Source organism: Argonema antarcticum A004/B2, assembly GCF_023333585.1.
GTDB lineage: Bacteria > Cyanobacteriota > Cyanobacteriia > Cyanobacteriales > Aerosakkonemataceae > Argonema > Argonema antarcticum.
Map to the genome: position 1 here is coordinate 70,529 of NZ_JAIQZN010000003.1, position 23,064 is coordinate 93,592.

Consider the following 23,064-nt stretch of genomic DNA (forward strand, 5'->3'; position numbering starts at 1 on the left):
GCTAGGGGAATTTTAGATTTTAGATTTTAGATTTTAGATTTTAGATTTTTTTTCACCAGTTTTTCACATTTATTTCCTAGACTGAAAAAAGTCATAAATATTCAGGGAATAGATTGTCATGGAAATCCAGCTTTATCTGGTTCCTCACACCATTTCGGAACTTTTCGTTAAAGTCAGTAAGTCTGGAAAGATGAGTGCGATCGAGTATTACAAGCTGTTGGCTACACTGGCAACGAATTCGCTCAACGAAGATGACAATCGCTCTATCAAAAGACTGCTTCACGCCGTGCGTAGAGGATGGGTGCAAGTTGTGGGTATAGATGCGACTATTGAGAACTAATAATGTTGTAAAAGCTACTATATGTGAGGCCCGATCGCAAATTTAAACTTACTACTCCCTTCTCGATGGAAGATTATGTATAGTGGGAGGGCTCTTGCATTGGAGAATTAATCTTAACTCAAAACCGAAACGTTAATTCCGCAATAAACCGGCTCTTTCGGAGTTGTGGTGCTTTTGTTCAAAAAATCACATTTTTATGACTCTGCTCAAATAGCATAGTAAATACGGAAGAGCCGTAAAGCTGGAATAGCTTAAGCGCGATCGCATCCAAAATTAGTCCAAAAATTACAAAAATTACTTCATACTTAAATTCTTATTTAAATATTAAAAGCTGGCAATATCTATCGATGGATAGAGTGGGTAACTTTTAACTCCTTACTATGATATAAAGGAATTTTATGATAATTTAATTTACAAAAAAATAATCATATTTAGCAAAATCAGTAGTTTTAGATTAAAAAAGAAAAAAATTAGCAATGAAAAGGGGCTTTATGTCAGCAGATATAGTCAGCTTGTATAAGTCAGATGTCAGTGAGCGCAAAGATATGGAACCAGCATTGAGGGAATCGGAAGCACGCTATCGCGCGATAGTTCAAGATCAGACAGAATTAATATGTCGGTTTTTAGCTGACGGAACGCTTACCTTCGTTAATGATGCCTACTGTCGCTATTTTAACAAAAAGCGGGACGAGTTAATTGGGCATACTTTTATACAGTTGATTCCAGATGACGATCGAGAAAAAATGGAAAAGCACATTGCTTCGCTTAGCCTGGAAAATCCTGTCGGCACGATCGAACACCGTGCGATCGTATCCAGTGGAGAGATTCGCTGGCAACAGTGGCTCGATCGGGCCATATTTGACGATCGAGCTTGCTTAATCGAGTTCCAATCTGTAGGGCGGGACATCACCGAATCCAAACGAATGGAATTAGCATTAAGAGAAAGTGAAGAACGCTATCGCGCTGTATTTACGCAAACTTACGACGGTATTTATTTGTGTGATATTAATACCAAACGTATTCTTGAAGTTAATCCCGCACTTTGTCAATTGCTTGATTACACAGAAGCAGAAATTATGGAACTGACACTTTACGATCTAGTCGCCACCAATAGGGAAAATATCGAGCGCAATATCCAGCGGCTGTTGGTAGAAAAACACTTGTTAATTGGTGAATCGCATCACCGTCGTAAGGATGGTTCCTCGATCGATGTAGAAGTTAGCCTTAACCTGATTTCCTACGGAAGAAAAGAAGCTGTATGTGCTGTTATTCGCGACATTACTGAGCGGAAGCGGGCACAAGATGCTCTCCGGGAGAGCGAAGCGCGACTGCAAGCAATCCTAGATGGCTGTCCGTCTGCCATTTATCTTAAGGACTTGGAAGGACGACTCATTACGATCAATCACAGCAGCGAAAAGACAATTAAGCGAAGTAAAGAAAAGATAATTGGCAAGACAGTCTACGACCTCTTTCCACAGGAGATAGCAGAGCAATTTTACGCAAACGATCGACAAGTATTGTCAACTGGTATTTCCAAAGAATTCGAGGAATTTATTCCACAAGATGACGGTTTGCACACCGTGATTGCCAATAAATTTCTGATTTATAACTCGGCTGGAAACCCCTACGCTATTTGCGGGATATCCACTGACATCAGCGATCGCAAGAGATCGGAAGAGGCATTACGGCAAAGCGAAGCGATGAATTCCGCTCTCCTTAATGCGATACCAGATTTGATGATAAGAATGACCAAGAATGGAACTTACCTTGATTTTAGACCAGCAAAAAATTTCAAAGTTGTGATGCCTAGCTGGGATATAATCGGCAAAAATTTATTCGATATTCTGCCAGCAAACATAGCTGAGCAAAGAATGTATTACGTAGACCAAGCACTCTCTACTGGCGAGACACAAATTTATGAATATCAGATGCCTTCTGACAACAGCACTATCTCTTATCAAGAAGCTCGCATCGTAGTCAGTGGAGAAGATGAAGTGTTAGTCATAGTCAGGGATATTAGCGATCGCAAACAAAATGAAGAAATCATCCGCTATCAAGCTTTTTATGACCAACTGAGCGGTTTGCCTAATCGAATATTATTTGAAGAACGGCTATCTATCTCATTACATCAGACACATCGAAACCTTGATATGGATATGGTGGCTGTGATGTTTCTGGATTTAGACCGCTTCAAGACAATCAACGATACATTAGGCCACGCTATGGGCGATCGCTTATTACAAAGCGTTGGACAAAGACTGACAGGATGTTTGCGCGAAGGAGACACAGTTGCCCGTTGGGGAGGCGATGAATTCATCCTACTACTGCCCAACATCTCCTGTACAGAGGATGCCGCTCATCTGGCACAAAGGATTCTAGATGCCTTTCAGCGGCCTTTTAATCTAGAGGGGCACCGCCTTCATATCACCATCAGCATTGGGATTGCCTTCTCTCCCTGTGACGGCAAACAGGCAGAAACACTTTTAAGAAACGCAGATGGAGCCTTATATCTTGCTAAAGAACAAGGCCGAAATAACTATCAGTTTTATAATTCTACTCTCAATTCTCAAGCTTCTGAATTATTGGGACTGGAAAACGATCTGTACTATGCCGTAAAGCGGGGTGAATTTGTCGTCCACTACCAACCGCAGGTGAATACAACCACTGGCGAAATCATTGGGATGGAAGCTTTAGTGCGTTGGCAGCATCCTCAGTTCGGGTTAGTTTCTCCCGCAAAATTTATTTCGTTAGCTGAGGAAACCGGACTGATTGTACCTATCGGTGAATGGGTGCTAAAAACTGCTTGTGCCCAATGTAAAGCTTGGCAGAATACAGGATTAGCAGGACTAATCGTCGCGGTTAACCTTTCGGCGAGACAGTTTCAGCAACGGAATTTGTTGGAAATAGTGGCGCATACTTTGCAAGAGACAGGGCTAGATCCCCAATGTTTGGAATTGGAAATTACGGAAAGCATTGCCATGCAGAATGCGGAAAATACTCGTTCAATTATGAACCAATTGCATCAAATGGGAGTGCGCCTGTCCATAGATGATTTTGGCACAGGATATTCTTCATTAGGTTATCTGAAAAAATTCCCAATAGATACGCTGAAAATTGACAAATCTTTCATTAACGATCTGAATACTAACTCTAAGGATGCAGGGATCGTAAATGCCATTATGATTTTAGCAAAGGGACTCAACATTAAAGTGATTGCCGAAGGGGTGGAAACAGAAGCACAAAAAAAATGCCTCCAAAGTCTCCAATGTCAAGAAATGCAGGGTTATTTGTTCAGCCGTCCCTTAGCAGCTGAGGATGCCACTAGACTGATGTGCAAATGTGGTTGTCTCAGAATGTTTAACTCATATACAGGTGTAATTATTTGCACCTGCGATTCTGGCTTCAACTTTCTAGAAACGGCTTAGTTTCGATCGCAGCTTCGGCTTGGTGAACCAGCGATCGCAATTTCTCCACCATAGGATGCTCAACTCCTTGCCACAAACCGCGCTGATGCGCTTCTAACAACCTTTCCGCCATATCTCGCATGGCCCAAGGATTTTTTTCTTGGATAAATGCCTGCACGGATGGCTCAAACAGATACGCCTCTGCCACTCCCCGATACATAAAATCTTCCACACAGTTAGCCGTGGCATCGTAAGCAAATAAATAATCCACCGTCGCCGCCATTTCAAACGCACCTTTGTAACCGTGACGCATCACTCCAGCGATCCATTTGGGATTCACTACACGAGAACGGTATACCCGTGCAATTTCCGATCGCAGTTGTCTCACTTTCGGATTTTCTGGCATAGAATTATCGCCAAAATAAGTTTGGGGATTTTTTCCAGTTAAGGCACGAACTGCTGCTGTCAAACCCCCTTGAAATTGATAATAATCATCAGAATCCAGCAAATCGTGTTCGCGGTTGTCTTGATTGTGCAAGACAATTTGCATCTGTTGTAAGCGCTGCTCAAATGCTTCGGGTGCTGCTTGTCCTTCCTTTTTCGCACTATAAGCGTAACTGCTCCAATTGATATAAGCACGCGCTAAATCTCGCTCATCCTTCCAGTTTTGGGCTTCAATTACACCTTGAATACCAGCACCGTAGGCACCGGGTTTAGAGCCAAAAATGCGGTAGCTCGATCGCACTTCTGCCTGTTCCTTACTCAACCCGGCTGAAAGCCAAAATTGCGTTTCTTGCTTTACTTGCGCCGCCAAAGGGTTTTGTTCTGGCGGTTCATTTAATGCCGCCACAGCTGAAGAGGCCCGATCGAATAAATCGATCAAATTAGGAAAAGCATCGCGGAAAAAACCCGAAATTCGCAGCGTCACATCCACACGCGGGCGTCCCAAAACCGAAACTGGTAAAATCTCAAAATCCACCACCCGTCGCGAAGGGCCATCCCACACGGGTCGCACGCCCAGCAACGCCAACGCCTGCGCCAAATCATCCCCGCCAGTTCGCATTGTGGAAGTTCCCCATACCGATAAGCCGAGTGTTTTTGGATACTCGCCATTCTCTTGGGTATATAGCTCTATCAATGTTTCAGCCGCTTTACGACCGACATCCCAGGCAGTCTCAGTAGGGATATTGCGTATATCTACTGAGTAAAAATTGCGGCCTGTAGGCAATACCTCCGGGCGTCCCCGCGTCGGAGCCCCAGATGGGCCACTGGGTACAAAGCGACCATCCAAACCTCGCAACAGTTGGGTAATTTCTTGTTGAGTTTGTTGGAGTGCAGGCAACAAATGAATGCGTATCCAATCTAACTCCAGTTTTGTCATTTGTCCGTTGTCAGTTGTCAGTTGTGTGTTAACATTTGCGATCAGTTGCTCTACTAATTCAGCTGCGTATTCTTCCAATACTTCAACTGCATCACCAACCGTGCGACAATCTTTACCATTGACAAACGAAGAATGTACGGGTGAAGCATTTGTGTAGATCATCTTTGAGCGATCATCTAAATTTTTCGACACAAATGCTTCGCCCCTACTAACTAATGACAAATCTGCCGTTAAAGGATCGAAATCCAAACCCCAATCTTTAGCAATAGCACGAGTTAAACCAAGACGATTCGTACCCGGATGACGGGCTATAGCGACAATCAAATCCCTTAATTGTCGCCCCTGCGGACACTGCCCAAAAATATGCAATCCATCGCGAATTTGAGCTTCTTTCAATTCGCACAAATAACCATCAATTGAATTCAAAACAGACAAATCCAAATTGCCAACATAAGATTCTCTATTTTGACTTTTGATTTTTGATTTTTGACTTACTTCTAAATCTTGATTTAGATTTTCTTGCAATATCAATTTAGCGATGCGATCGCCGATCATCGACAATCGCGACGGATCTAAACTTTGAGCATCATAATATTCATCAATTAAACCCTCCAATTGTTGCAAAGGGCCATAAAGTTCAGCCCTTGTCATCGGTGGAGTCAGGTGATCGATAATAACTGCTTGAGCGCGACGTTTAGCTTGAGAACCTTCACCAGGATCGTTAACAATAAAAGGATAAAAATGTGGCATTGCGCCTAATGCAACTTCTGGATAACAATTGCTGGATAACGCCACACTTTTACCAGGTAACCATTCCAAATTACCGTGCTTACCCACGTGAACGATCGCATCAGTATTAAAATGTTGCCGCACCCAATAATAAAAAGCCAAATAAGCATGAGTAGGTTCTAAATCAGGAGCATGATAATTTAAAGACGGGTCAAGATCGTAACCACGACTCGGCTGAATACCCACAAAAATATTACCCAATTGAATACCTGAAATGGGCAGAGGGTCAGAGGAGAAGGATTCTTCATTTCTCCATTGCACAAGAGTTCCCCACCGATCGCATATCCCTTTTTGAACCTCTGATGGCAAAGTGGCAAAATACTCTTTATATTGCTCTAAAGATAGATGCTGCCTGCGCGATCGCAATTCGCGCCCTTCTGGATCGTTCGTCACCCCAGCAGTTAAAATATCAATCAATTCATCACCAGTTTCAGGTATATTTTCAACCTGATAACCCGCTTGTTGCAAAGCCTTAAGAATTTCCACACAACTAGCTGGAGTATCCAAACCAACGCCATTAGCAAGACGCCCATCGCGGTTAGGATAATTAGCTAAAATTAGAGCAATTCGACGATCGGCAACAGGCGTTTGACGCAGATGCACCCAGCTTAAAGCTAAATCGGCAACAAAAGCAATCCGGTCTAATTTAGGTTCGTATCCCACCACATCTGTTTGTAGTTCAGAATGTCGAGATTGCACCGCTTTAAAAGAAACTGCCCTACTAATAATTCGCCCATCAACCTCCGGTAATGCCACATTCATCGCCATATCTCGCGGCGAAAGTCCTTTGAAGCCAGATTCCCAATCTTCGACAGTACCGCCGCTGAGAATTACCTGCAATACAGGCACATCTAAAGTGCTGAGTACTGAGTGCTGAGTGCTGAGTAAGGAGTCAGTTTCATTGGAAAAAGTAGTTTTGGCGATTGAAAAGCTGGTAGTGTTGAGTAAAACTTGTACAGGTTCTGCATCTTTGGGTTGGAAATATTCTAATAGATCTGCTTGTACATCAGGATCTCGCAAAGAAGAGACAAATATCGGCACTGGGTGTAATTTGCGATCGGCTAAAGCTTGACAAATCGCATCAATTACAGTTGTATTTCCAGCCAAGTAATGAGCGCGATAAAATAAAATTCCAACTTTAGGGATATCTAATTGGCAAAAATCTTCCACAGTCCCTATTTTCTTTTGACTTTTGACTTTTCTAGTCTCGCCTTGCCAGGGATAAAATCCCACACGGGGAACTTCTTGTGGCGGTGCTGGATTATAAATTTGCCCCAAACACACATCGGCCACAAATTTGAGGGCGTTAAGAAAATTTTCTACGCCGCCTTCGGTGAAGTAGCGCCACAGCTGATTAACGACTGTCAGCGAAACATTTGAGTGACTGATTAAATCTGGATCTGGGCTAGAGTCTCCTGGTATGACAATCATAGCTCCCTGGGATTTTTGCACAGTCTCCCGCGCCACTTCCAACCCATAAGACCAGTAGGAACGCCCTCCCAGCAACCGTATAATGATTACCTGCGCCTGAGACAGCACCTGTTCTGCGTAAGTATCAATACTTAGCTGTTGTTGTAATTGCAAGAGATTGACAACCCTAATGTTCGGGAATCCGTCTGGTAGTTTACCAACTGCCGCCCCTAGCGTTTGGATGTCTGTATCGGCAGCAGTCAGAAAAACGATCGGAGCGGGTGTCTGCTCCACAAAAATTACACCTTCTTCCTGAAAATTCCATCCTCCGGGGGTAGCAGCTAAGCGATGCACGATATTATCCTCAAAATAAGTTGAAGTCTTTTCCAGAGCTTCCGCAGCTTTAGCAAAAGTGAAGATTTAAGTCTTGCCTGAGATCTTGCTTTAGGTTTGATAATTAAGAAGACAACAGAAATAATCGATCCTCTGCCAAAAATTTTAGTTAGCTTCTTTAGATAAACCGCTAAAATGGTGAGTTACCAAAAATCAATTTTAGGCCGGTCTTTGCCCCTTGCAACTTTTGAGCGGCTGCGAAAGCTGTTGCAACAGATGGCTGAGAGGGTTGGGGAAGATACCTCCCTCAATTCTGACCAAACTGTCGGAAGAGAAGTAAATGATATTACCCTATTTTTGACCGAAGAGGTAGTGTCTTCTGTGGAAATTGTGCAGAAAACACAGTCAGAAAGGTTCGCGGTGTTAGTTTCGAGGCGGTTTAGTGCCCTGCTGTTGGGGACAGCCTTGCAGTCAGATCTTCTCACACAAAACTCTCTAAAGGTGGAGTTGACCTTCGAGCCTGGAGCGATCGCCGCCTTTTTGGCCCAACTTAGCAATTTACTCAAAAACAATCCTTTTGCTTGCAAAACTCTGCAAACAGCCAGCGAAATCCTCCAACCCAACGACCCGACCCTTCAAAGTGAATTCACCCTCTCTTTGCTGGAAATGCTTTCGCCCGAAGAGACACCAGAAACGTGCTACCCTTATGTTTCTGTCTGTCAACCCGTGCATGAGGCACTAGGCCAACAAATCGAACAAGAGCAACTCCTGAATCGGGTGACAACCCAAATCCGCCAGAGTCTAGAGTTACCCGTCATTCTGAAAACTGCGGTTGAGCAGGTTAGATCTTTCTTGCAAGCCGATCGCTTAGTAATATATCAATTTAACTTTAATTCGACAGATAAGGAGCAAAACGCCTGTGTAATACCTCCTTTTGTCCAAGAACTCGACGCTTATGAAGTAAACGGAAACGCAGATTCAAATTTTCCTCTCCCCCTTTTACCCCCGGCTCTCCCACTCCCCCACTCTCCCGCTCCTGTACCCTCTGCCTTTCTATATCCCTCCTCATGCTCCGGTCGTATTACTTACGAAGCTAGATCTGACGATACCATACCCTCAGTACTGAATTTGGCTGAGGAGGCGCACTGCTTCACGTATGTACCCGACTGTCGGGAGAAATATCGCAAAGGCTTAGCCATAGCGGTGGAAGATGTGGAAACTGCCTACGTCTTTTCTCCCTGCTTGTTGAATTTAATGCGACGCACTCAGGTTCGAGCGAAGTTGGTTGTGCCAATTGCGATCCAAGATCGGTTGTGGGGACTGGTGATTGCCCATCAATGCTTCGAGCCGCGCCAATGGCAGGATAATGAAAAAAACTTTCTGCGGGATATTGCAGAACACTTAGCTTTAGCAATTTACCAAGCCGAACTTTACGCCGAAGTGCAACAGCAAAAACAAACGCTAGAACAACGGGTGATCGATCGCACGCAAGAACTCCACGATGCCATGCTAGCAGCACAATCAGCGAACCGAGCCAAGGGTGAATTTCTCTCCACCATGAGCCACGAATTGCGGACTCCCCTCACCTGCGTCATCGGGTTGTCTGCTACTCTGTTGCGTTGGTCATTTGGCCAGCTGAGTCAGAAGCAGCGCGATTACCTGCAAACCATCCACGACAATGGAGAACACCTATTAGAGTTAATCAACGATATTCTAGATCTGTCTCAGCTGGAAGCGGGTAAAACCCTTTTAAATTTCAGTGACTTTTCCTTGTCTCAACTTGCTCAACAAAGCTTACAAATTGTGAAAGAAAAAGCCCAACAACGCGGGGTTGAACTAGCAATAAATTTACGAATTAACCCCGTTCGCGATCGCTTTTTGGCTGATGATAAACGAGTTAGGCAGATTCTTTTTAATCTCTTGAGCAATGGCATCAAATTTACCCCTTCTGGCGGACGAGTTATTCTGCGAGTTTGGTTAGAAAACAACACGGCTGTGTTTCAGGTAGAAGACACTGGTATCGGCATTTCCGAAGCTCAGATGCCTCTACTTTTTCAGAAATTTCAACAGTTGGATACTTCTTACCACCGCCAATATGAAGGAACTGGGCTGGGTTTAGCTTTAACAAAACAACTGGTAGAATTGCATCAAGGCAGGATCGAAGTCGAATCTACAGTCGATGTGGGGTCGATTTTTACCGTGTGGTTGCCTCTACCGCCGTCAGCACCTGTGGTCAGCGACGCGCAAATACCGGGAAGTAGCGATATTCCTGAAGGGCGCATTGTTTTGATTGAAAACGATGAAGAAACAGCTACCCTGATCTGCGATATACTTACAGCCGCAGGTTATCAGATGGTGTGGATTGTTGAAGGCAGTACGGCTCTTATGCAAATTGAGATCTTGCAACCCTTAGTTGCGATCGTGGAGATTAATTTATCAGGAATGAATGGTTATGAAGTCATTCGCGAACTGCGTAATTCCCCAGCAGTGCCAAACCTCAAAATTATCGCTATAGCAGCTACGGAAACGCCTGAAAATAATTTGTACGGTTTGGCAGCAGAACCAGATGATTATCTGCCAAAACCCTTTCGCCCAGAGCAATTATTGCATAAAATTGCTAACTTCGTCATCGCTCAGTAGGAAATTCGCGTTCTCATATCTGTGTTCATCTGTGTTCATCTGTCTTCATCTGTGGTAAAAATTTAACCACCGATGAAAACAGACAATTTAACGATTTCACTCTGATCCTAACGATGCAACCCAGGTGAGTGAGGTACAGAGATCCCCGACTTCTTGAAGAAGTCGGGGATCTCGCTATCCCAGGCTGTACTTCATGCAACTGAAAACCGCTATATAACCAATAACCAATGACTTTTAATAAAGAACAAATAACACAGATCCGTAAGAGCCTAATTGTTTCTTGTCAGGCTCCAGCTGACTCACCGTTGCACGACCCGCAAGCGATCGCCGCAATGGCGCAAGCAGCTGTACTGAACGGGGCATCTGCGGTGCGAATTGATACTCCAAGTCATGTAAGTGCCGTGCGGCAGAGAGTCAAAGCACCTATAATTGGGCTTTGGAAACAGCAAATACCTGGATACGAAGTATACATTACTCCCCAGTTTGAACACGCAGATGCGATCGCATCTGCCGGTGCAGATATCATCGCTATTGACGCCACCCTCAGACCAAGACCAGGAGATGAAACAATTGATATATTAATTGATCGTATTCACAAGGAACTGGGCAAACTGGTAATGGCAGATGTGGATACGATCGAATCTGCGATCGCAGCCACCAAAGCTGGTGCTGATATTGTAGGTACTACTTTATACGGCTATACTGATGCAACCAAACATCTGTCTCCCCCCGGCTTTGACCTATTGAGCCAAATGGTAGAAAAATTGACCGTGCCAATAATTTGCGAAGGCGGAATCGCCTCCCCCCAAATGGCCAAAAAAGCCTTGCAATTGGGCGCATTCGCTGTTGTCGTCGGTACTGATATCACAGGCATCGATCTCAAAGTTCAAGCTTATCAAGCAATACTAAAGGCTGAAGGATGAACAGGAATTACACAAAATAATAGATGCTTCTATGTGACAGTTGAAAGGGCAGAATATGGGCGAGCGCCTCTAATTTATCGGTAGTTGATGGCTATCGTTCCCAGCAAAACTTGCGTTCTGATTCTTGAATCGGTACATCGTTGATACTGGCTTCCCGTCTCTGCATCAGTCCATTCGATGCAAATTCCCACTGTTCATTACCATAAGCGCGATACCACTGACCGGAATCGGTGTGATATTCATACTCAAATTTGACGGAGATCCGATTATCGGTGAAACTCCAAAGTTCTTTTCTCAACCGATAATCTAGTTCCGTATTCCACTTGCGGGTAAGAAATTCTCGAATCTTTTCGCGTCCGGTGAAAAATTCCGCTCGATTTCGCCAAACAGAATCTTTTGTATAGGCTAACGTCACTCGTTCGGAGTCGCGGGTATTCCAGGCATCCTCAGCCGCTTGCACTTTGACTTTGGCAGTTTCCAAGGTAAAGGGAGGTAGGGGCGGTCTAGTTTCCATTTTGGGTTTTTCTTTATTAGTGTTGTAAAGTCTATCCTGTTAGAAAGGGTTATTGGCATTATTGCGATCGGCTATGACGTTCGCCCAATTGCTGTTCCAACTCTGCAATCCTAGCTTGCAAAGGAGCCATCATTGCTTCAACTTCGGCAACAGAGTAGCGAATGGGAATATGTTGGGGACAGTTCTCGCTGATTGCTTCCACGTGGAAGAGAATTGCCCGTTCCACGGATGCTGGGTAGTCAGGTACTCGTAGCCTTTCAAGCAATGCTGTATCGCCTTCAACATATTCAGCGCGTCCCCAAATTTTGATGCGTTTGCGGTGACGATAATCCATCAGAAACAAGAACGCTTTATCATTCCCGGACAAGTTGCCCACCGTAATGTATTGCAAATTCCCGGAAAAGTCATTAAAGCCCAAAGTCTTTTCATCCAACACCTTCAGGAAACCTGGTAGTCCGCCCCGAAACTGAATATAAGGATAGCCATTGGAACTGACTGTTCCCAGGTAAAATCCATCAATTTCTGCAATAAATTGTGCAATTTTCGGGGTAATAGCATCATTGGCAGGCCCATTAGCGATATATTTCGCGTAGGTCTGCCGAGAGCCTCGTTTTTCCTGCGCCGCTTGCACTTCAGGTGTGAAGGCAATTTCTCCAAACTTATGTGGCATTATGCCCTCCTAAACATCGCAGGTTCGGTAATTCCCATCATGCCCTCTGAAATTTTAATTGGTTTTAACTGATGATTTTGCGATCGTTACACCCAATCATTATCATTGTTGTCCGATTGAACTTCGAGATGGGCCAATCCAAAATAACTTGACAAAGCATACTCATAATGAGTACGCTTAATAACAGATTCATTCTAGGAGCCAAATTAATGTTGCCCAATAAAGAAGGACAAAAAGTTCCCAACGTCACCTTCCGTACTCGTCAGAAAGGCCAGTGGGTAGATGTGACTACAGATGAGCTATTTGCAGGTAAGACAGTAGCTGTCTTCTCCTTACCGGGTGCTTTTACGCCAACCTGTTCATCGACCCACGTCCCCGGCTACAACGAATTGGCGAAGGTCTTCAAAGAAAATGGCGTAGACGATATTGTTTGTATTTCCGTCAATGATGCCTTTGTCATGGAGGAATGGGCAAAAGATCAAAAGGCAGATAATATCACATTCATTCCCGATGGTAACGGTCAATTCACGGAAGGAATGGGATTGCTAGTTGATAAGTCAGACCTGGGCTTTGGTAAGCGGTCGTGGCGCTATTCTATGCTGGTCAAAGACGGCACGGTTGAGAAAATGTTTATTGAGCCAGAAGAACCTGGCGATCCCTTCAAAGTGTCTGATGCCCAGACAATGCTTAGCTATATTAACCCGGAAGCAGTTAAGCCAAAATTAGTTTCTTTGTTTGCCAAAGTCGGTTGTCCCTTCTGCGCCCGTGCCAAAGCTATGCTGAAGGATCATGGCTTAGATTACGAAGAAATTGTCTTGGGTAAGGATGTCACCACGCGGTCTTTACGCGCCGTCACAGGTGCAATCACAGTTCCCCAAGTATTTATTGATGGCAAATTAATTGGTGGTTCAGAAGCGCTAGCAGCCTACCTGGGTGCTTAGTACTGAGTACTGAGTGCTGAGGAAACCCGGTTTCTCCAAGAAACCGGGTTTCTGATTGTTCCTTTTATTTACACCCTACTTACTTTCTTTTGAGGATCACGATATTCGATCCGACAACCGGGCTGCGGGCTACTAAGCTACCTTGAGAGTCGTTAATTTCTAGCTTGCTAAAGTCGAGTTCTTGAGCCCGACGCCACATATCAGTAGCTAAGTTATCTTGTTTCAATGAATCGAAAGTGTACCAATCCTCGCTGACTTTAACAGTTAAAACACTGCTCGGAAAGTTCGCTTGAATTGCTTGAATAAACCCATCAGCATATTGGCTGGTGATTTGGGCTACTTGATTTTGAATAGCCGCGATCAGGTTCTGTTCTGGTGTTAAAACTGGAGGGGGTGGTACAATAGTCGCCACGGATTCCGGGGATGAAGGGGCTGTCAATTCGGGTGGTGCTGTCAATTCCGGTGAGACGATCGCATTTGGGGGCGGAACTTCGGCGATTTGAGGCGGTTTTCCGGGTGAAAGGATGGAACTTACCCAGAAGAGGAAGATAAAGAGGGCTGCTAGAGCACCTGTTAACAATGTATCGTTGGACAGCTTTTGGTTGAGAGACTGGGGCAATAGGGTGCGAATTTTTGTTAAGGCAGCTTTCCACCAAACGGGAATATTCATCAAAACCGGACGCAAGCGCGTCCAGATATTCTGTATTTTCGTATTGGGTTCCAGCTGCTTCCAAGTTTGCACAAGGGTTTGTACGACTTTCTGAAACCCTGACTCGGACTTTGGTGTCGTTGGTTTTGGTGCGATCGGTGTCTGTTTCTGCGGTTCTGGCTGCTTTGGCTGTTCCTGTGACATCGAAATTCCCCTTAAGTGCAGCGTATATAGGCTCAAACGCAATAGATTTTAACGGGATACTCACCCCAAAGCCTTAATCTACCATTTTGCTATCTTGTTTTTAAGCGATCGCTCAATTTTCCTTCAGGTTACTTATGCCCCTCAAACGTCGTCAGTTTCTCCTTTTCGGTAGTCTTAGCGCCTTCGGGTTAAGTTTTTTATGGAAAATTCTTCAGCGTCAAGAAGCTTATAGCGCTCAAATCAACCCAGTCCTCACCCCAACAGTAGCCGCAGAAAAGCCCCTACTGCGCTTTGTTTCGATCGCAGACACTGGCACGGGCGCACAAGGACAGTATGCCGTAGCTGAGGCGATGACTCGCTATCACCGCCAAAACCCCTATGACTTGGTAATTTTAGCAGGGGACAACATTTACAACAATGGTGAAATTGAGAAAATTGGCGCTGTTTTTGAGCAACCTTATCAGTCTTTGCTGAAACGGGGAGTTAAATTTCATGCTTGTTTGGGAAACCACGACATTCGTACCGACAACGGCGATCCACAAGTTCGCTATTCTGATTTTAATATGCAAGGGCGCTACTACACATTTCGCCGCGACCTTGTGCAATTTTTTGCTTTAGATACTAATCCTAATGCTGATTGGAAAGAGGAACTTGTTTGGTTGGAAAAAGAATTAAGTGATAGCGATGCTCCTTGGAAAGTAGTCTTTAGTCATTATCCCATTTATTCTTCTGGTTTGTATGGAACAAATCAAAATTTTATCAAAATTTTTACACCTCTATTTCAAAAGTACAAAGTTCAGCTTTATATTAATGGACACGAACACAATTATGAGCGGACTCGTTCTATTAATGGCACAACTTATCTAATTTGTGGAGGAGGTGCGGGAGTTCGTCAGGTTGGGCGTTCGGAATGGACAGAACATTCTGCTAGCGTGCTGAGTTTTGCGGCGTTTGATGTGTATGCGGATAGGATGGTGGTGAGTGGGATTGGTACGGATGGTCGGGTGTTCGATCGGGGTGTGATTGGTTTGCGATCGGTTTAGGAGAAATTATGAAAGTTAAGCAATTGAAAATGACCTCGTTTCGAGGAATTGGGGATTTGACGCTGGACTTTCCAGAAGATCAGCCAATTGTATTTATTGGGGATAATGGTGTTGGAAAATCGAGTATTCTTGATTGTTCGGCGATTTTGCTGTCGTGGTTTAGATTTAGGATTAAATTTGCGCCTCCATCAGATAACTCAATTTATTATAAAGCTATCAGGTATTCTGGTTTGTTTAGCGATGAACAAGAGTTTACGGGGCGTTCCTTCAGCGAAGCGGACATTAAAAATGGATATCAAGAGAGTTGCACCCAAATTACAATTTATTTTGACAAAAAAGAGGAAATAAGTTGGTCTTTATTCAAGCTTCGTCAAGAAGATAATAAAGATCCAAAAAACGACTTGACTGAGTTAGATGAAAGTACTAAAAACATACGTCTTCAGTTGCAAACCAATCCTAAAGTTAACATACCTTTAGCCGTTTACTACCCAGTCAATCGTTCAGTAATGGATATTTCCCTAGAAATTCCAGAGAATTATTCGTTTAAGCAGATAGACGCCTATGAACAAGCACTAGAAGGAGTACAAATCAGCTTCGATAGCTTTTTTCAATGGTTTAGATCATTAGAAGATTTAGAAAATGAAGGACGAAGAGATAATCCTAATTATTTAGACAACCAACTAGAAGCTGTTAGAAACGCAATATCTTCATTAATGCCAGAGTTTTCAACCTTGCGCGTTCGTCGTTCTCCCCTAAGAATGACTGTCACAAAACAAGGTCAAGAACTGATTATCAATCAACTATCAGATGGCGAAAAATGTTTACTCGCAATGGTAGGAGATTTGGCGCGGCGTCTTGCTATTGCAAACCCAGGCTTAGAAAAACCACTTGAGGGAAGCGGAGTTGTATTAATTGACGAAATTGAATTACATCTTCATCCCAAATGGCAAAGAGAAATTATTCCAGCTTTGACTAGAACATTTCCTAATTGCCAATTTATTGTTACTACTCATTCTCCACAAGTAGTTAGTCATGTTAAACCAGAAGGAATCTATATTTTGAAAGCTACACCTGAAGGTATCATCGCCACACATCCAGAAAGTTCTTATGGTAGAGATAGCAATCGCATTCTGGAAGACTTGATGGAAGTGCCAAAGCGTCCCCAAGAAATTAAAAATCGCCTTTTAGAATTGTTTCGACTCATTGACAATAAAGACCTTGATAGTGCCAAGCAATTGCGTTATCAAATTGCAGAAGAAATCGGGTATGATGAACCAGAGTTAGTGAGAGCAGATGTCTCCATCCGACGCAGGGAGATTTTGAATAAGTGAAATATATCCACAAGGGTGAAGAACCAGAAATGTTTGCCGTATGGAAAAGGTTACAAAACGAAGATTGGACACCCAATTGGGATGCCCTTCGTTCACCAGAAAAACCAGTTCTGAATGATGCTTTACTGCGCGAACAAGGTTATATTTGTTGTTACTGTGGAATGGAAATTAGTAAAAAAAATAGTCATATTGAACATTTCAAACCTCGTAGCATTTATCCACATTTAGAGTTGGAATACACAAATTTATTAGTTTCATGTCAAAGAAAACGTACTTCCCCCGAACATTGTGGTTATAAGAAAGATGATTGGTACGATGAACAACTTATGGTTTCGCCGCTAGAGGCGAACTGTGCTGATTTTTTTAGCTATACTGAGTCTGGAAAAATTCAGGCGACAGATGATCCAAATAAGCAAGCTGCTGCTGCAACCACTATTGCTCAACTTGGACTTAATATTAATAAATTAATAGATCTGCGGCAAGTGGCAATTGAGGAAATATTGGAAGGTATTGATGAATTGACGAAAGAGGAGATACAAAAGCTAATAGAGGATTATGAAAAACCCGATGGGGATGGTAAATATTCGCCGTTTTGTGCTGCGATCATCTATAGGCTTAAGCAATATATTTAATCAGTACTTCAGCAATTTTCCCTCGCTTCTTACTATTCGAGTTAATCGCCCTTGCTGCTGATATATTGTGAATATCAAAATCATTATACAATTCTCGAATAAAATTACAATCAGAATTAGACAGCATCACCTTTACCCCACGCCTAGCAAGTTCGGCAAATACATCTCTTAACCTAATTTGATCATCTTTACTAAACGAATAACGACTGTATCCTGTAAAGTTGCTGGTATCACTTAGAGGATAGTAAGGCGGATCGAAGTAGACAAAATATTCGCTAGTCTTAACATAATCTAAAACTGCTTCAAAACCTCTTTCTGCAATCTCAATAGATTGCAGTGCTTCCGATACTGAATAAAGTAAATCTGCATTACAAATTTTAGGATTTTTGTATTTACCTACGGGAACGTTAAATTCACCTTTGGGATTTACTCTATAAAGACCATTAAAACAAGTTCTATTTAGATAAATAAACCGCGCCGCTGCTTCTAAGCCATTAAAGTTGTGGCAATTTCGCAGATCATAATAGTAATATTGATTATGTTTTTCTTGATGAACTTCCAAAAGCTTAATCAATTCCTCAACATCATCTCTAACACAGCAATAAGTATTAATTAAATCTGCATTAATATCGGTCAAAACTGCCTTGAAAGGCGGTCGAGTTTGCAAAAGATGAAAAAATACAGACCCACCACCCAAAAATGGTTCATAATAGTTGTTAAATTCCTGGGGAAAAAACTTCTCATATTGGGGAATCAGCTTACTCTTACCACCAGCCCATTTTAGAAATGGTCGGGGAGAAACTTTTTCTTTTGCAGCAGTGGACATTTATCTAAAATATGTAAAAAGCGTAGTGCGTTTAATTATATAATTAAACGCACCCTACTATTTAAATAATTTTCTCAGCACCACGAGGATACCCCATATTAACGCACCCAATGCGAAACCAAAAATAATACTCCAGAAAATCGACCACACAAAGGGATGAATTGGTAGAGAAGGATCGATTTTCCATTTTATCGGAACAGTTGTAGTAAGTGCGTAGCTGGTACAAAATATACCGCCAGCAGCTATAGCAGTACCAACGAAGAAGATGATATCTTGTAATTTGCGATCGCGCCTATTCTCATCATCCTGCCATTTTCTGTCACTTTCCACCTGTTCGATTTGCACCATTCCTCGAATTGTCGATATCATTTCTCGGAATAGTTCTTGACTGGGAAACAGATAACCTAAATCTGCTTTTATTTGCTGCTGATATTTATTTTCAGCTAAATCGAGAAACTTTTGCCAAAATTCTAAGTTATCCCCTTCTAAGCTCAAACTTTGAATTCCCGTTAAAGCTTCTCCATAGTTTTCCGCATTATTTACTATAGTATTGTGATATTCTCGCAAGTTTCGCAGACATCCCGTGTATTGAAAAACTTTTGTCCTGATTCGGGCTAGTAATTCCTTTAATTGCCTTAATCTATTTTCCGGATCTGGTTCTTTTTCTATTTGGGCAAATGCCGGAATCTCAGTTTCGATTTCGCTGGCGATGCGTTGCCCTTCGCGATACCATTCCCGCGATTTTTGATAAGCAAATACTATTTTAGCACGAGAACACAGCAGATTGAGTAAATAATAGTTAAAATTTGTTGTTGCCAGTTTCAACGTATCGGGATGGCTTTTCAACCATACTAAAACGTGACAGCGTTGGGCGGGATTTATATTGCGATTATCATATTCAAAAATCGGGCTACCAAATAGCGTTCCTTCCGCGATCAATTTGGGTGCAGATGGCATTTTATCTGGCAAAAAAGCTTTCAGACACTCATCGGCAAGATTACGATAACCATCATACACTACTGGCTCTGCATAAAGCAAGATAGTTTGACCGAGAGATGCTTGGATTTGATTCGGTAACAAGCAACCATTGGGATTTAATTGTTTCAGTTTATCTAATGTAACTGTCAGGTTTTGATAAGAGAGAGTTAAGTCAGCAGCATAGGTATCGTGAATGCGTAAAGGAAGGATAGAACCGTTAAGAATTAGGTTATGGGGTAGAGAGATTGCCTGAAATGGCAAGGTATTGCTATCTGGCGTTAGTACTTGGTAATTACTTTGTCCGGTTTCTTGTTTGTAAATGCCATTTTCGTAGCAAATCAGATGATTTCTTATTGATTCTAATTCGGTAATTTTTAATTGTTTTCCGATATTATCGGCTAGATTATCCCACAATTGGGACACATTTTGAGCGGTTGATTGAAAACCTAAATCGAAATCATCGCGCAGATGAAAAGGATAAAGGGTAACGCTAGGATTTCTGATTTTATTTTCTTCGTTCATATTATCTCCTAGTTGTGAATAAAGGCCGCCGGAGATTGAAATCCCTGGCTAATAGCGAAAGCCCGCCTGCGAATCAATTCGCAGGCTAATAGCGAAAGTCCTCTCAAGAGGACTGAAAGAAAATTTAATACCAGCCCGCCTGGAAATTTGGTAAATAACCAAGCCCGCCTGCGAATCAATTCGCAGGCTAATAGCGAAAGTCCTCTCAAGAGGACTGAAAGAAATTTAAATTTTGATGGCGGTATAATATTCATTTTCAGGTAATATCCAACGAAGATAATCAACGGATACAGGTTATTTTTATAACAAATAATAGACACATCGCCCAAATCAATTATCCCATCTGTGTTCATCTGTGTTCATCTGTGGTTTAATTACCTAAAATTGGTCTTTTACCAAAAATCTAATCCCACTCTTTATCTTCAGTCCACTTCAGTGGACTTTCGCTATTAGCCTGCGAATTGATTCGCAGGCGGGCTTGGTTATTTACCAAATTTCCAGGCAGGTTTTGCTATATTACCTAATTCTTATCCTTCGTTCCCGATGAAGAAGAAGGCGGAGGCGAACCTAATCTCGTCCTATTTTCCAACAATCTATCATTAAATTCCCTCGCCACTTCCTCATCGGGTTTACTCTCCGTTCCTCCTGCACCCATTTGGCAAAGTTTGTTATTTATACCCTTTTCAATTCCGAGTTTATCTTTGCACCACGCTTCTATTCTTTTTGCGATTTCTTGGGCGCTATCCGCAGGTTCTGCTTTAAGTTCTTCCATAAATTCTAGATAGTTGGAAAATACATTAGATGTTTCCAATAATTTGAAAAAGGCGTCGATAATTTCTTGCGGTGTGCTTTCTGGCGAAAATGGCATAGTTAACTCCTGTTGCTCAATCTTTTGTGTGTTTAAAGATAAACTTTCGGTTTCACCAATTAAGGTAAAAGCGGCCCAATCTCCGGGACTATCCAGTCCCTCTTCTGCTTTCGTAGTTAGCATAGCATATCGCAAAGCGGCGGCTCGATCCATGCCGCGTTCCAAATTTTGATAGAATTCAGTCATCAGTAATTTGGCGGAAAGTGCGCCCATATTCCACAGGGAAACGATGACGCTGGGAACGCCTGCGAGGATGAAGCAACGGGAAAGTCCGATGATCCCATCTCCGGTTATTTTACCTTTTCCGGTACTGCAAGCACTCAAAACTACGATTTCGGAATTGAGTTTTAAGGCGAGAATATCAATTGCCCTAATTGCACCATCATCGGTAGCCGAATTGGGTGCTAAAATTATCGCCCCGGGTATGCCGGAATCTCCGAAATCATCTAAGAGTCCGTGGGCGGAAATATGGGCGATTCGCACGCCTAAAATGCGATCCATAATTACCGCTTTTGTTGCTTTTTCCCCGGTAATTGCTTCCGTTTCCAAAAGGGCAGCAATTGTTTGTGCTGCTTCTTTTGCTGCGGGAATGGGTTTGAGATTATAGGGTTCTTGGCTGAATTTTGAAGCAATAAGTGGGTCGCCTACTACTAACGCTGCTTGGTTTAATCCGCGAATATTTTGGTGGTGCTGATGGGTGAGGTCTAATATTTGGATGGAAGGGGCGGTGAGGATGGTATGATTTTCAATTAAGTAGCTGCCATCTGCGGGGTTTTGTAGGGCGGGAAAGGGAACTAGAAATAAGTTGTAATGGGGGATAAAGATAACTTTGGCGTTGGGGTGTTTGGGTAGTAAGTCGGCGATGGGGGAAATGAGGATTTCATAGAGGAGTTGTAATAAGGGATATCGCCCTTGGTTGTCGCGTTTAAATTCGGTTTCGAGTTTAATTTTCTGTTCCTCTGCATCTTTTTCTTCTATGCCAATGGAAACGCGAGATTTGAGGATGATTGATTCTAAGTTGGCGAGGGTTTGGTTTAGTTGCTGGAGGGGTTGGAGGTTGGCGCGACGAAAGGCGATTTCTCCGTTGGGTAGAATTACCCAAATGTAAATGTCTTCAATCAGGATCGAATATTCGATGATGGTGGCTTTTTGGGATTGGGCAATTTGTTGAATTTGGGCAGAGGATAGATTAACGTTAGCTTGTAGGGGCGGGTTTTGTTGGGAAGTTATCTGTTCTTGCTTAATATCTTCTGCTAAACCCGCCCCTACATTTGTTGTGAATAAGGTTTTTGTTAATAATTCCACGAAGGCGCGGGTACGTCCCCTTTCGGATATTTCTAAGGCGGTATCAAATTTATTTTGGGCGACTAAGACTTCTTGCAATAGTTGATAGGTATTTATATAAATTTCAAAGATAGAAACTTTATGATCATAATTGGGTAATTCAGATCGCAGTGTTTCCCGAATCTGCATAGCAGCATAAAGTGTTTCTTCGGCTTTTGCAATTTGGTTAGTTCTGAGGAAAGCAAGTCCTAGATTGTTTAAAGATGAGGATTCACCTTGGCGATCTCTCATTTCCCTTGCAATATCTTGATACTGCTGATGATATTTGATCCCTTTTTCGTATTCCCCCAAAGAATGATAAGCATTTCCCAAATTCCCAAGAGAATTAGCTTGACCTTGACGATATCCTGTTTCCCGTGCAATTGCCAATTGGTGATGATAATATTCGCTCCCTCTTTGGTATTCCCCCAAGCCACAATAAGTATTTCCCAAATTCCCCAGAGAATTAGTTTCCAATTGACGATCTCCGATCTCCCTTGCAATTGTTAGTTGTTGCTGATTATATTTGATCGCTTTTTGGTATTGCCTCAAAAAAAAATAGTTATTGCCCAAATTCCCCAAAGACGCAGCTTCCCATTGGCGATTTCCGATTTCTCGTGCAATTGTCAAACACTGCTGATGGTAATTGATCGCTAGTTTATATTCCCCCAAGGAATTGTAAGCAATTCCCAAATTTCCCAGAGAAATTGCTTCCCCAGGGCGATTTCCGATTTTTCGTGCGATTGCGAGTAACTGTTGATGGTAATTGATTGCTAGTTGGTATTGCCCCAAGGAACAGTAAGCAGAACCTAAATTTCCCAGAGAAAAGGCTTCGCCTTGACGATTTCTAATTTCCCGTGCAATTGTCAAACACTGCTGATGGTAATCAATCGCTATTTGGAATTCTCCCAAGGAATAGTAGGCATTTCCCAAATCGCCTAGAGAAAAGGCTTCGCCTTGACGATTTCCAATTTTTCGATAAATAGTTAATGCCTGTTGTAAAGACTCCAAAGCGTCGTTAAATAGACTTTTATTACACTGCTCAATTCCAAGATTCAACAATCTATCTGCTTTTGCTTTTAAGGTAATCCCTGCTAAGTATTTTCTATACACTCCAAGCAGCTTTTCTGCCATATTCCTCAACCAATTAAACATTATTTAAACTCCCTTCCCTTCTCAAATTATCAGCCACTTCTAACATTGTCTGCACCAAACCGGCATCCTGCAAATCTGGGTGTGCCAGCAAAATTTCTGCTTCTTCGCCGCTAGGACAATTTAGCAGTGCTTCAATTAGCTGATGATAGGCGTTTTGGCGTTCTTCGTTCATGGTTGGCGTTGGGTGG

General features: G+C 42.7%; 16 protein-coding genes. 8 read left to right on the forward strand and 8 right to left on the reverse strand.

Features of this window, described 5'->3' with window-relative positions:
- Window positions 1-118 precede the first annotated feature (118 nt).
- Together LAY57_RS02135 and LAY57_RS02140 are read left to right on the forward strand one after the other, a co-directional pair.
- Window positions 119-340, forward strand: coding sequence for a hypothetical protein (locus tag LAY57_RS02135; RefSeq protein WP_249064644.1), 222 nt, complete (start codon window positions 119-121; stop codon window positions 338-340).
- 491 nt (window positions 341-831) lie between these two features.
- Window positions 832-3,765 (forward strand): sensor domain-containing protein, encoded by a 2,934-nt coding sequence (locus LAY57_RS02140; protein WP_249064645.1) that lies wholly within the window; start codon window positions 832-834, stop codon window positions 3,763-3,765.
- Here the strand turns inward: LAY57_RS02140 and cobN are convergent.
- A complete protein-coding gene (gene cobN / locus LAY57_RS02145; RefSeq protein ID WP_249064646.1) occupies window positions 3,743-7,678 on the reverse strand; it encodes a cobaltochelatase subunit CobN in 3,936 nt (1,311 codons plus the stop codon). The genes LAY57_RS02140 and cobN overlap by 23 nt on opposite strands.
- Before the next feature lie 174 nt (window positions 7,679-7,852).
- Between cobN and LAY57_RS02150 the strand changes: the two genes are divergently transcribed.
- Both LAY57_RS02150 and LAY57_RS02155 read left to right on the forward strand, forming a co-directional pair.
- Window positions 7,853-10,297, forward strand: coding sequence for a hybrid sensor histidine kinase/response regulator (locus LAY57_RS02150; protein WP_249064647.1), 2,445 nt, complete (start codon window positions 7,853-7,855; stop codon window positions 10,295-10,297).
- 227 nt (window positions 10,298-10,524) lie between these two features.
- Entirely contained in the window at window positions 10,525-11,220 is a 696-nt protein-coding gene (locus LAY57_RS02155) for an N-acetylmannosamine-6-phosphate 2-epimerase (protein ID WP_249064648.1), read from the forward strand.
- A gap of 91 nt (window positions 11,221-11,311) precedes the next feature.
- Here the strand turns inward: LAY57_RS02155 and LAY57_RS02160 are convergent, their stop codons facing one another.
- The gene (locus LAY57_RS02160; protein ID WP_249064649.1) at window positions 11,312-11,734 is read right to left on the reverse strand and encodes a nuclear transport factor 2 family protein; all 423 of its coding nucleotides are present in this window, start codon (window positions 11,732-11,734) and stop codon (window positions 11,312-11,314) included.
- A gap of 58 nt (window positions 11,735-11,792) precedes the next feature.
- Complete coding sequence (locus tag LAY57_RS02165; RefSeq protein ID WP_249064650.1) at window positions 11,793-12,404, reverse strand: pyridoxamine 5'-phosphate oxidase family protein; 612 nt, start codon at window positions 12,402-12,404, stop codon at window positions 11,793-11,795.
- A gap of 209 nt (window positions 12,405-12,613) precedes the next feature.
- Between LAY57_RS02165 and LAY57_RS02170 the strand changes: the two genes are divergently transcribed.
- Window positions 12,614-13,345, forward strand: a complete 732-nt coding sequence (locus tag LAY57_RS02170) for a glutathione peroxidase (protein ID WP_249064701.1) — start codon at window positions 12,614-12,616, stop codon at window positions 13,343-13,345.
- Between the two features lie 79 nt (window positions 13,346-13,424).
- Here LAY57_RS02170 and LAY57_RS02175 read toward each other — a convergent pair whose 3' ends face one another.
- Complete coding sequence (locus LAY57_RS02175; protein WP_249064651.1) at window positions 13,425-14,198, reverse strand: hypothetical protein; 774 nt, start codon at window positions 14,196-14,198, stop codon at window positions 13,425-13,427.
- Between the two features lie 134 nt (window positions 14,199-14,332).
- Here LAY57_RS02175 and LAY57_RS02180 point away from each other — a divergent pair, with 134 nt between their 5' ends.
- Genes LAY57_RS02180 through LAY57_RS02190 form a run of 3 tightly spaced genes read left to right on the forward strand, consistent with a single transcriptional unit; the run spans window position 14,333 to window position 17,204 of the window.
- Entirely contained in the window at window positions 14,333-15,241 is a 909-nt protein-coding gene (locus LAY57_RS02180; RefSeq protein WP_249064652.1) for a metallophosphoesterase family protein, read from the forward strand.
- 8 nt (window positions 15,242-15,249) lie between these two features.
- A complete protein-coding gene (locus LAY57_RS02185) occupies window positions 15,250-16,572 on the forward strand; it encodes an AAA family ATPase (protein WP_249064653.1) in 1,323 nt (440 codons plus the stop codon).
- Window positions 16,569-17,204, forward strand: a complete 636-nt coding sequence (locus LAY57_RS02190; RefSeq protein WP_249064654.1) for a retron system putative HNH endonuclease — start codon at window positions 16,569-16,571, stop codon at window positions 17,202-17,204. The genes LAY57_RS02185 and LAY57_RS02190 overlap by 4 nt, the downstream gene beginning before the upstream one ends.
- Here the strand turns inward: LAY57_RS02190 and LAY57_RS02195 are convergent.
- The 4 genes from LAY57_RS02195 to LAY57_RS02210 all read right to left on the reverse strand — a co-directional run bounded on the left by LAY57_RS02195 (window position 17,188) and on the right by LAY57_RS02210 (window position 23,048).
- Entirely contained in the window at window positions 17,188-18,030 is an 843-nt protein-coding gene (locus LAY57_RS02195) for a DNA adenine methylase (protein ID WP_249064655.1), read from the reverse strand. The two genes, LAY57_RS02190 and LAY57_RS02195, sit on opposite strands and share 17 nt — an antisense overlap.
- Before the next feature lie 57 nt (window positions 18,031-18,087).
- Window positions 18,088-19,530, reverse strand: coding sequence for a DUF3270 domain-containing protein (locus LAY57_RS02200; RefSeq protein WP_249064656.1), 1,443 nt, complete (start codon window positions 19,528-19,530; stop codon window positions 18,088-18,090).
- A 520-nt stretch (window positions 19,531-20,050) separates the two neighbouring features.
- Window positions 20,051-22,876: a CHAT domain-containing protein gene (locus LAY57_RS02205; RefSeq protein WP_249064657.1), complete on the reverse strand. Its 2,826-nt coding sequence runs from the start codon at window positions 22,874-22,876 to the stop codon at window positions 20,051-20,053.
- Window positions 22,869-23,048, reverse strand: a complete 180-nt coding sequence (locus tag LAY57_RS02210) for a hypothetical protein (RefSeq protein WP_249064658.1) — start codon at window positions 23,046-23,048, stop codon at window positions 22,869-22,871. Before LAY57_RS02210 ends, LAY57_RS02205 begins: the two co-directional genes overlap by 8 nt.
- Window positions 23,049-23,064: the final 16 nt, after the last annotated feature.